Source organism: Megasphaera intestinihominis (genome assembly GCF_040096415.1).
Taxonomy (GTDB): Bacteria; Bacillota; Negativicutes; order Veillonellales; family Megasphaeraceae; genus Megasphaera; species Megasphaera intestinihominis.
In genome coordinates, this window is record NZ_JBBMEU010000067.1 from 1 (window position 1) to 11,441 (window position 11,441).

The 11,441-nt window shown below is 49.1% G+C and carries 10 protein-coding genes; 1 reads left to right on the forward strand and 9 read right to left on the reverse strand.

Annotation, left to right across the window (positions count from 1 at the left end; genetic code table 11):
* Positions 1–93: 93 nt before the first annotated feature.
* From WMO23_RS09600 to uxaC, 5 genes are read right to left on the reverse strand one after another with little or no spacing between them, the layout of a single operon-like run.
* Complete coding sequence (locus WMO23_RS09600; protein ID WP_302754979.1) at positions 94–528, reverse strand: HIT family protein; 435 nt, start codon at positions 526–528, stop codon at positions 94–96.
* Between the two features lie 12 nt (positions 529–540).
* Positions 541–1,974, reverse strand: coding sequence for a glycoside-pentoside-hexuronide (GPH):cation symporter (locus tag WMO23_RS09605; protein ID WP_292106032.1), 1,434 nt, complete (start codon positions 1,972–1,974; stop codon positions 541–543).
* A 12-nt stretch (positions 1,975–1,986) separates the two neighbouring features.
* On the reverse strand, positions 1,987–3,477 hold the full coding sequence (locus WMO23_RS09610; protein WP_292106035.1) for a UxaA family hydrolase: 1,491 nt from the start codon (positions 3,475–3,477) through the stop codon (positions 1,987–1,989).
* A gap of 3 nt (positions 3,478–3,480) precedes the next feature.
* Positions 3,481–4,938: a tagaturonate reductase gene (locus tag WMO23_RS09615; RefSeq protein ID WP_292106036.1), complete on the reverse strand. Its 1,458-nt coding sequence runs from the start codon at positions 4,936–4,938 to the stop codon at positions 3,481–3,483.
* Positions 4,939–4,952: 14 nt separating this feature from the next.
* Positions 4,953–6,362 (reverse strand): glucuronate isomerase, encoded by a 1,410-nt coding sequence (gene uxaC, locus WMO23_RS09620; RefSeq protein ID WP_349173899.1) that lies wholly within the window; start codon positions 6,360–6,362, stop codon positions 4,953–4,955.
* A gap of 355 nt (positions 6,363–6,717) precedes the next feature.
* Between uxaC and WMO23_RS09625 the strand changes: the two genes are divergently transcribed.
* Entirely contained in the window at positions 6,718–7,713 is a 996-nt protein-coding gene (locus WMO23_RS09625) for a LacI family DNA-binding transcriptional regulator (protein WP_292298288.1), read from the forward strand.
* 135 nt (positions 7,714–7,848) lie between these two features.
* Here the strand turns inward: WMO23_RS09625 and WMO23_RS09630 are convergent, their stop codons facing one another.
* The 4 genes from WMO23_RS09630 to WMO23_RS09645 all read right to left on the reverse strand — a co-directional run.
* A complete protein-coding gene (locus WMO23_RS09630) occupies positions 7,849–8,538 on the reverse strand; it encodes a GntR family transcriptional regulator (RefSeq protein ID WP_292298287.1) in 690 nt (229 codons plus the stop codon).
* A gap of 145 nt (positions 8,539–8,683) precedes the next feature.
* Entirely contained in the window at positions 8,684–9,991 is a 1,308-nt protein-coding gene (locus tag WMO23_RS09635) for an IS200/IS605 family accessory protein TnpB-related protein (protein ID WP_349173901.1), read from the reverse strand.
* A gap of 17 nt (positions 9,992–10,008) precedes the next feature.
* Positions 10,009–10,419, reverse strand: a complete 411-nt coding sequence (gene tnpA, locus WMO23_RS09640; RefSeq protein ID WP_292298285.1) for an IS200/IS605 family transposase — start codon at positions 10,417–10,419, stop codon at positions 10,009–10,011.
* A gap of 488 nt (positions 10,420–10,907) precedes the next feature.
* Positions 10,908–11,441, reverse strand: a 534-nt coding sequence (locus WMO23_RS09645; RefSeq protein ID WP_349173904.1) for a beta/alpha barrel domain-containing protein, incomplete at its 5' end; no start/stop codon positions are given.

Here is an 11,441-nt window from a genome sequence, read left to right on the forward strand (position 1 = left end):
CCGCAGACATGGCGGGAAAAATGTTCCACTTCTTCCAGCGGCCCCATTTCTTCAGCAATCAGCAAGCCCATGGCTTCACCGATAGTAAGCACTTTACTCATGGTTTTCCTCCAATTGTGCCTTTATTTTGTCAATCATGTCTTCATAGGCGGCATCCGTCAAATAGACGCGGTCCGGATTCATGGCAAAGGTACTGTTCCATTCAAAATCATCTTTGTATTTCGGCACTAAGTGAACGTGGAGATGATGCCCCGTATCGGCATAGGAACCATAGTTTACCTTATCCGGATGGAATGCCTGATGGATGGCTTTCGCCGCCTTGGCAACGTCGGCAAAAAAGGCATTGCGTTCTTCGTCGCTCAAGTCCGTCATTTCACTGACATGGTCTTTATAGGCGACGATACAGCGGCCGGGATGACTCTGTTCTTTGAACAGGACCAGCATACTGACCGATAAGTCGCAGATGTAAATGCCGAATTTAGCAAGCAGTTCGCCTTTTACGCAGTAACCGCAGTTCTTATCTTTCATGACAAAGCCTCCTTATTCAATCGTGCCGTGTTCCCATTTACCATGGTTCAGATCATCGGCAATCTTCTTGAATTTGTCGTCTGTCAAGCCATAGAAGAAGTAGAGGATGATAGCGGCAATGCCGAGGGCAACGCCCGGATACAAGGTCATAGCTGCTTTAATCCCCATCAATGTCATTTCACTCTGAACGGCATTGGCGACGTAACCTGTCAGTACCAGGATGCCCGAACTTACGACAGCAGCCAGGGCCTGGGCGATTTTACGGGAGAAGTTGAAAGCCGCATAGGTAATCCCTTCTTTGCGAATGCCGTTGTGCCATTCGCTGTAGTCGATGACGTCGGAAACGAAAGCCCAGGTAACGCCGTTCGGAATAGCCAGGGCTACGTAGCCGATGGTGACCAATACGATAAAGGTATAAATATTAGTCGGGATGACGAAGTTCAAGAGGTCAGCTGCACAGCCGATGAGCAAGCCGCCGATGGCCGTCTTTTTCTTGCCGAACATCTTGACCAGTTTCGGGATGAGCAGGATACCTACGACGGAGCAGCCCATCATGATGCCGTTTACAATCGGCTGCAAGCCCATATGGCCTAAGTTATACTGGCAGAAGAAAATCATCATCTGGTTATTCGTATTCATAGCCGAGATGGTAAACAAAGTCATCAAAATAATGCATAAAAGCGGTTTGTTAGTAAACACGAGTTTAATATAATCCGAGAATTTTGCTTTCTGTTCATTCTGGGTATTGCGCTTGACCGGAACGTGTTCATGGCAGTTGAAATAGCAGATGGCAAAGCCGATGACGCCGATGATAGACATGACGATAGACGCAGCAAAGAAGCCTTCATGGGGCGAAGCGAACATGAGGACGACCGGTACGAAGGCCATGCCGGTAATGAGCTGGGCCCCGATAGAACCGGCCTGTCGGGTCGTCGCCATCTGACTTCGTTCTTCGACATCGCGGGTCATGACACTGGCCAGGGAAGAATAAGGGATGTTAGTAAACGAGTAAACAAGGCCCCAGGCCATATAGGCACCATAAGCAAAGAGAATCTTACCGGTCGGCGACAAGTCCGGCATGGTAAAGGTAATGACTGTCAAAATAGCCAGGATAACAGCCGAAGCCATCATAACCGGGCGGAACTTGCCGCGCGGACCGATATTCTTACGGCCGTCGATGACGGAACCGGCGATAGGATCCATGAAAGCATCGAAAATTTTCGTAAAGGCGAAGATACCTGCAACAGCAGCGGCCGGAATGGTGCAGACGTCGATCCAGTATTTCGTCAAATAGGCCTGGCCTAAGTCGAACATGAAACCGTTCCCAAAGTCACCAAAACCGTAACAGATTTTTTCACGCCACGATAATTTAACATGGCCTTCCTTAGAAGCTGCCGGCGTAACGGTCTCCGTCTTGTTCGGCAACGTCCCTGCTTGTGTGCTCATAGCACTCCCTCCTTATAAAGTAACTCCGTTTTTGAATATAGCCAGTTCGTGCTTGTCCAAGGCTTCCGATTTCGCATGGACACGACCTGACGCTACGTCAAGAATATACTGGAAAAGGCGGTCTGCTGCGGCTTCCCGCGATTCCCCTTCGGCAATGGTCCCGGCATTGAAATCGATCCAGTTCCGTTTGAAACCGGCCAGGTGACTATTGCTGGAAATCTTAATCGTCGGTACGGGGCAGGCAAAAGGCGTACCCCGGCCCGTTGTAAACAGTACCATATGGGCTCCGGCAGCGGCCAGCGCATTGGAGGCCACTAAATCATTGCCTGGAGCCTGCAACAAGTTTAGGCCTTTTTTCGTCGCCCTGTCTCCATAGGCCAGGACATCTTCGACGAGAGCCCGGCCGCCCTTCTGGACACAGCCCAGGGACTTATCTTCCAGCGTCGTGATGCCGCCGGCCTTGTTGCCTGGCGATGGATTTTCATTGATCTTTTCGCCATAACTCATAAAATACTCTTTGAAATGGTTGATGAGGTCGACGGTCTTGTCGAAGACTTCCCGATTGCGAGCCCGGTTCATGAGCAGCGTTTCAGCGCCGAACATTTCCGGCACTTCCGTCAGAATCGACGTACCGCCGGCTGCGATGAGGCGGTTGGAAATCTCCCCGACCAGGGGATTGGCCGTAATGCCCGAAAAACCATCGGAGCCGCCGCATTTCAAGCCAATCGTCAACAGCGATGCATCACAGGGCTGGCGATGGAACTGAGCCGCGTAATGGCAGAGGTCTTTGACGATGGCCGTGCCGGCTTCAATTTCATCTTCCACATCCTGGCAGACCAGGAATTTGACGCGGTCCGGATCATAGTCGCCGATGACTTCTTTCATCAGGCTGACCTGATTGTTTTCACAGCCCAGGCTCAGGACCAGGACGGCACCGGCGTTGGGATTGTGAATCAGCCCACTTAGTATCTTTTGTGTATGGACCTGGTCATCGCCTAACTGCGAGCAGCCGTGGGGATGGCTATAGGCATAGATACCGTCGATGTTCTCCGTTTTATAAGCCTGGGACGCCGTTTCAATGGCTCTGGCAATATTGTTGACACAGCCGACGGTCGGGATGATCCAGACTTCATTGCGGATGCCGGCACTGCCATCGCTCCGTTTATAGCCCTGAAATTCGTATTTTTTTTCACTTTTCCAGGGAGAACGATCGGCTTTTTCCGGTTCATAGGTATAGTGAAGTAAATCACCGAGTTTACTTTGGACATTCTGCGTATGGACCCAGGCACCGACGGGGATATCCGTTTTAGCCGTCCCGATGGGAAAGCCGTATTTGATGACGTCTTCGCCTTTGGCAATCGGCTGCAGGGCCACTTTATGCCCTGCCGGGATGTCCTGGCAGACCGTAAAAGTCTTGCCGCCAGCCGTGACGACGCTGCCTTTGGCAACGGCGTCGACAGCTACGGCGACATTATCATGAGGGTGTATTTGGAATACGTTCATCGTTTACTCCTTCGTCAATTCGGCAATGTGGGCTTTGACACCGATTTCAGCCATGCGGTCCAGATGAGCCGTAACGGCATCGGCAAAGCCGTCGATAGCCGACAGGTCTTCGCCCCACCAATCACTGCGTGCCATGATGGCCCTGACGTAATCAGCCGTCGTTTTGCCGGCCTGTTCTTTGACAAAGGCCAGTTTATCTTCATCATCGTGGATTTCATAAGTATTGCCCGGCCGCGAGCCAATGAGACAATGTTCACCAGCCTGGGTCGTCCGATAGAAAGCCAGGAAAGCGGCAAAGGAATAGGTCAGCCATTTCGGAAGTTTCCCCGTCGCTGCCAGACTGTCTTTAAAGGTCGGCAGGATGCGGGCTTTCCACTTGGAAATGGAATTCAGGGAAATCGAGAGCAATGCGTGTTTGACAAAAGGATTTTCAAAGCGTTCATAAACAGCCTTGGCAAAGGCAACGGCCTTTTCTTCCGGCAAATGGACGGTCGGAACGATTTCATCGAAGACGGTCTGGTCCAGGGACTTGCGGATGACTGGGTCTTCCATGCACTGGCCGACATAATCGAGACCGGCCAGATAAGCACCGAGGACCATAGACGTATGAGCCCCGTTGAGGATGCGCACTTTTTGTTCTTTAAAGGCCTGGATATGGTCCGTGAATTCAACATGGAATTTACTTGAGTTTAACGGCAGCCGCGAAGCCAGCGCCGGGTCGCCGATAACCCATAAGGAGAAAGGTTCGGCCTGGTCGAGCAGGCTGTCTTCATAGCCCAGTTCGTCCTGCAGAGCCGCGATGGAATCAGCCGGATAGCCGACGACGATGCGGTCGACCAAGGTATCCGTGAACTGGCAGTGCTGGTCGAGCCAGGAATGGAAAGACGCTTCCAGTTTCCACAGGGATACATATTGGTTTACGCAGTCCCGAAGGAGTTTACCGTTGTTGTCATTCAATTCCGTCGGCAGCATGGTCAGGCCTTTATCGGCAGCGCCTTTATAAAAGGTATAGCGTTCATAGAGGAACTTGGTCAATTTTGCCGGGAAAGTCGACGGCGGGCAATCTGTAAAAGCATCCTTTTCATCAAAGGTGATACCGGCTTCCGTCGTATTCGATACGACGAATTCCAGCGAATCTTCATGAGCCAGGGCCATGAACGCATCATATTCATCGCGGGCGCTGAGCACGGTCTGGACGGAAGTAATGACCCGGTTTTCTTTATAGACTTTGCCATCCTGCTGGCCGCGCAGGCAGACCGTGTAAACATCATCCTGTTTAGCAAAGCGGTCCGTCTTGCCCGACCGGGGCATGATGACAGCGACGCTGCCATCAAAACCATTTTCTTCATTAGCTACATCGACGGCGTAATCGACGAAGGCCCGCAGGAAATTGCCTTCTCCGAACTGTAAGATACGGACGGGATGTTTGGCTTTTGTATAAAGTTCACTGACGTTTTTCATCGTTTACCCTCCGTTTACATTTGGAACTGGAAGTAGTTGGCTACGTTGTTATAGCAGATATCTTCAACGAGCTGACGGAGTGCGTCTTCATCGTTCGGATATTCGCCGTTTTCGACGAGATTGCCGATCCAGTTGCAGAGGATTCGGCGATAATATTCATGACGGGCATAGGATAAGAAGGACCGGGAGTCGGTCAGCATCCCCAGGATGTTGCCAAAGACGGACAAGTTAGCAATACTCGTCATCTGGTCGATCATGCCCTGTTTCGTATCATTGAACCACCAGGCAGCGCCCTGCTGAATCTTGCCGCGGGCTTCAGGACCCTGGAAAGCGCCGATAATGGTGCCGATCATGGCGTTATCATTCGGCGTCCCGGAATAGAGAATCATCTTCGGCAGAATATGACGTTCATTGAGATGATCCAGGAAGGCGATGAGGCCTTTGCAGCAATTCCCTTCGGCAACACTGTCAAAGCCCGTATCCGGTCCTAACTTTCGGTACATTTCCGAATTGAGATCGCGCAGGGTAGCGAAGTGGAGCTGCATGACCCAGCCGCGTTTGTAATATTCACCAGCCAGGTAGGTGAGGACAGCCGTCTTATAGGCTTCCGTTTCTTCTTTACTGATGCTTTCGCCTTTCAAGGCTTTGGCAATGATAGCATCGACAGTCGCTTCATCGGCTTCGCGGCAGAAAACATATTCCAGTGCATGGTCTGTAGCGCGGCAGCCCATTTCTTCAAAGAAGGCGATGCGCTTGTTCATGGCTTTGCGGATATCGGCAAAAGTCTTGATTTCAACGCCGGCAGCCTGACCGAGGCTGGCCATGTAATCGGCATAACCGGCTTTGTCGACGTTCATCAGCTTGTCCGGACGCATAGCCGGATATACCTTGGCACTGCATGTCTTTTCTTCTTTCAGCTTCTGATGCCATTTCAAATCATCGGCCGGGTCATCAGTCGTGCAGATGACTTTAACATTTGACTGTTCGATCAAGCCCTGGACGCCCATGCCTTTTTCCTGCAACTTGGCATTGCAGCGATTAAAGATGTCTTCGGCATTCTTTTCCGTCAGCGGTTCGGTAATGCCAAAATAGCGCTGCAGTTCCAAATGACTCCAATGATACAGCGGATTGCCAATAGCTCGTGAAAGAGCTTTCGCATATTCGACGAATTTTTCCAAATCTGTCGATTCTGTCCCGGTAACCTTTTCTTCCGGTGTCCCATTGGAACGAATGAGGCGCCATTTATAGTGGTCACCACCGAGCCATACTTCGGTAATGCTGCGGAAATGGTGATCTTCTGCGATTTCCTGCGGAGAAATATGGCAGTGGTAATCAATGATCGGCATATGTTCTGCATAATCGTGGAATAAATGCTTGGCCGTAGCCGTATCCAATAAAAAGTCTTTGTCCATGAATTGTTTCATTATGTCCGTCTCCTCCCAATATAAGGCCGCTAATTTTATCGGTCATGTTGTAATTTTAATTGTAAGCTCTTACATTTATCTTCACCGAAAGAATACCATGTCATTACCTAAGTGTCAACGCAATATGATTTTTCCGTATTGATTTTGAAAAATTAATCATTTTCCATGCTTTTAACTCATAAATATGAAATGAAATCTCGTTTTATTATTCCTTTTGTGACTAGATTTTCCCGTTTTCCTATTCTGTATGGTTAAGCGCTTACATTTCAAATTTCTGAAAACTCGTCTTTTCCCCCAAAAAAGTATGCTATAATGTAAGCAATTCAGATTTTTTACACAAAGAGGAACGATTGCCATGAACATCACCATTTACGACATCGCCCAGAAATGCAATGTATCGATTGCCACCGTCTCCCGCGTCCTCAACGGCAGCACACGGGTCAGTGAAAAGACACGGGCGAAAGTCCTTCAAGTTATGAAAGAAATGGGCTATAAACCCAATCCCTTTGCCCGGGGCTTAGGCCTCGATTCCATGAAAATCGTCGGCGTCATCTGTACGGATGTGGCCGATATATTCTATGCCCATGCCGTATCCCTGCTGGAAGATGGCCTGCGGAAGCACCATTTCGACGTCATGCTCTCCAATACAGGCAGCGATACAGGCCATAACGGCAAATATATTTCTGCCATGGCCGATAAACACGTCGACGCCATCATCACCATCGGCACACCTTTTTCCTCTGAATCCGATGTCCGCCAGCTCTGTGAAACAGCTCGGCAAATCCCGGTCATCACCATCAACAGCGATTACCATCAGCCTAATATGTACAGCGTCGTCTGCAATGAAAAGGAAGGCATGAAAATGGTCGTCGCCGCCTTGGCTGCCAAGAACTGTCAGGATATCCTCTACATTTACGATTCCCTCACCTACAGCGGCCGCCATAAGCTCGACGGTTTCCGCCAGGGAATCCGGGAATGGAGATTAACGGAAAAGCCAGAACTCATCCAGCAAATTCCCCGGACCCTGGAAGATACAGAAGCGCTCATTGACCGCTTGGCCAAAGCGGCTATTCCCTTTGACGCCATCGTCACATCAGAAGACATCTTCGCCGTCGCTGCCCAGCGTGCCGCCTTACGCCATGGAAAAAACATCCCCGTCATCGGCTGCAATAACTCCATCCTGGCCCAATGTGCCACGCCGACCATTACCAGCCTGGACAATAAACTGACCAGCCTGTGCAATGCCGCCGTCCACATCGTCACCGAGCTGACCGGAAAAGAAGCTGATTCCGTCCCAGTCCGCACCGAATTCAGCGCCGACCTCGTAGAACGGGAAAGTTTCAGGAGGTGAAAAAAGAGGCTGTCGCATGTGCGACAGCCTCTTTTCGAGTTTTAAGTTTGTAGTTTTTAGTTTGCAACAAATGGTAAAAAATTTAAAGTCATCTTCTGCAAACTACAAACTCTGAACTACAAACTATCTTTACCTTTACCGGAAATACTCTGGATATTCTTTTTTCAGCACTTCTACATCCCCCATGACCTTGTCAATGTGTTCGGTCATGATGCGTTTTGCCAGTTCTGTATTACCGGCAAAGATAGCGCCGACTATGCTTTTATGCTGTTCGTAGAGAAGATGCATCTGCTCTGCGGCATCGCTGACGTTGAGGACGCGGGCCCGGGCATAATCCAGGTTCGATTCTTGGACAATCTGCCAGATATGCGGTTTCCCACAGCCTTCATAAAGTAGAGAGTGCAGGGTATTATCACTCTTGAAAAATTTTTCTGCATCTTTTGAGATGATGAATTTGCCCTGCTCGAAAATACAGAATTCTAATTTCGTCCGCCACGGATCCGGAAAATCCTGGCAAGCCAATTCTACGATAGCCCGTTCCAAGGTGACCCGGAAAAAGCGGAACTCTGCCAGCTGTTCCGTGTGAATCTTAGATACGAAGGTCCCGCGCTGCGGTAAAATTTCGAGCAGCCCCTTTTGCGACAGGCGGATGAAGGCTTCCCGCACCGGTGTCCGGCTGACATGCAAGATTCCCGACAGTTCCTGTTCAGACATGGCCGTACCTGGCGGCAGCTTCAAAGACATAATGTTTTCATACAACACGCGATAGGCGTATTCCCGCACCGTTTCATTCGGCGCTTTTTCAAATAATTCCAAATTTTCCATAACAACTCCATCATTCTGAAAGTGAACCCTCACCCGACTAAAGTCGGATGCTTCCAACGACACGATTAAGTTCGTGTCATGCTGTCTTTAGGACAGCGGACTGTCTTTCTACGATAAGGCACTGAACTCAGATAACTTGATGGCATTACGCCACAAGCTCCGCATTCAGACTAAGTAACATAGACAAGGTGCAGGTGGTTCTCTTGGTACATTGAGGAACTTTTGCCTCAATGCCCAACCTTGCCTTCGCAGGCAAGGATTTTAGGATTTCTCGAATAAAATACCGAGCACCAATGTTATAACTGGCAGACAGGTCACAATGATACCTTTTGCCAGTTTTGAAAGTACACATCGAATAATTGTGTTCGTCTCGCTCGACCTCACCAGAACCGTCGAAAGCGAGTTTTGATGTGTTCCATGCACAAACACGACGGACGCGAACTCCATCACGGTGGGTTTTGTCGGCAACGATACGCTGCACAGCTTGTGCCCGCCAATGATGGAGTTTCTGCTTCTTTGAGCCTCGCTTCTTACCCTGAGTGTCGAGATGTTCAAATACAATTACGTCAGCGGAATAGAGCATAGCTACATCAGCGATGAACTGAGCCGTCTTATGGGCAATGTCAAGGTTTACGCCTTTTGCCTTTGCCCATAACCTCGGCATTTTCCTCGCACCATGCTGATGTGCCTTCTTGATTTTGTTCAGCTTATGCCCCAGAGAGTCTTTTTCTCTCGGCAGGGAAAGAATCTTCCTGCCGATGACAGTGCCATCTGATAACATAGCGGAACAAGTACAAGCATTGTTAATGCCAAGGTCTACTCCGATGATAATTTGACGGTCAATGGGTTTGTCTTCGAGTTTGACATTTTCCTCGAAGGTAAAATCCAAATACCAGTTCTTCCCCCGTCTACGAAGAGTCGGTACGCACTCCTTGCGGGTTGCACAATGACGTTGGATATAGTCAACGTCAGATTTACGAAGCTGCACATCCAGCCAATCCCAAGTATTTCGAATCCAGACTTTTAGTCTTGCTGTATATGTGCCAATACGAACAAAGCAGTTGTCTCGATACATAGCGGGGTAGATATACCCTGCAACTGGAATCCCAGGTTCTTTACCTTGCGGATTTTCTTCCCAGTTAGCATAGTTGCTTTTGTAGGAGGACACCTTGCCGACAGCCTCGGTGATAGCCGCACGGCGAAGATAACTTGGGAATTTGCCAAATCTGGAATCGAAATCGTATTTTGGGCAAGGATTAGATTTAGTATGATGAATTACGCACTCAATCGCCCTCTGTTTTTCGAGAGAGCGTTCGATTTCTTTGAGGGCATTCCATTCTTCTAAAGCCACACCAATAAGAAAGTCTACAGCTTGACGATAGATTCCCACGGTGTTAGCTAATGCACTATGCGAATCTCTGATTTTGGTTTTGTAAGTAGTCATTATCTTCATCGCCAAGCCCTCATTTCTTAATCCTTTTTTCCTTGAGATTTGATGTATTCCCTAACTTGTGCTTCTGTGTTCTCAGAAACAGTCGTTATAAAATAAGACGGGTTCCACAAATGCCCTCCCCAGAGCTTCTTTCTGAGCGTATCACCGTACTTTTTCATAAGCAGTCGAGCAGACACGCCTTTAATAGCTTTCATTATGTCTGGGATGAAGTGCTGCGGGGAACAGTCTATGAGAATATGTACATGGTCTGTGTCTGTGTTGAGTTCCAAAATTTCGAAGTCATTGTCATTGGCTATTTTTTCTAGTATCTGAACAAGGTCTCCGACAATTTCTGGTGTCAGTACCTTATGTCTGTACTTCACACACCAAACGATATGGTAGTGTAAACAATAGACATATCCTCGACCATGATGGGTTTCTATTGTCATATTCTCACCTCCTGCATATATAATAACATATGCAGTTGGAAAGCTCAATGATTTCAAGGTTTTATTTGCGATTTTAAAATGACATATGTTATATGTCGCCTAACTCATGACTAAAGTCACGAGTGTGCGGCGACACTTCATCAATACCTGCTTTTCTCAATTTCATCTTATCACAAAACGGGCACAAATTATATATTTCCAGAAGAAAAAAAGTACTGTTTCCAGCATCAGTAAATTAATTTATTTTGATTTACACGACTGTGAGCGGCTTAATTATCGAGTTTTTCTTTTATGTCATCACACCATTTAAACGAATTATGTGAACGCGTAAATTCATCGAGAGGTACAAACTTAAAGAAAAAAGACTGGCGCATGATGACATAGGCATTCATGCGCCAGTCCCGTTTTTAAAGCAACCTCTCAGACCGCCTTCGGCGGCCAGCTCTCCTATGAGGAGAGCCTTTCATCAAATACATTACATCAAATTTTTACTTCCGGGCAGCCTGGACGGCGGCGATGAATTTCTTGGCCGTAGCCGTGATTTCATCGGCCGTCTTGCCGCCGCCAGTGAGGGCACCGCCGGCACCGACGGCGACGCAGCCGGCTTTGATCCAGTCACCGGCGTTTTCGACATTGACGCCGCCTGTCGGCATGAGCGGAGCCTGCGGCAGGGGACCATGGATGGCCTTAATGGCTTTCATGCCCAGGATTTCCCCAGGGAAAATCTTGATGACGTCAGCACCGTATTCCAGGGCTGTAATGACGCCGTTGAGGGTCGTCGTCCCCGGCATGACGGCCACGCGGTAGCGGTTACAGAGCTTAATCGTTTCTACATCCAGGGCCGGCGATACGATGAACCGAGCGCCGTCGAGGATGGCGATGCGGGCCGTAATGGCATCGAGGACCGTACCGGCGCCGATGAGGACGTCAGGATTATCGGCATACTTCTTGGAAAGGGCTTCGATGACTTCATGAGCCCGCGGCGTCGTGAAAGCCAGTTCAATGGCCGTGACGCCACCTTT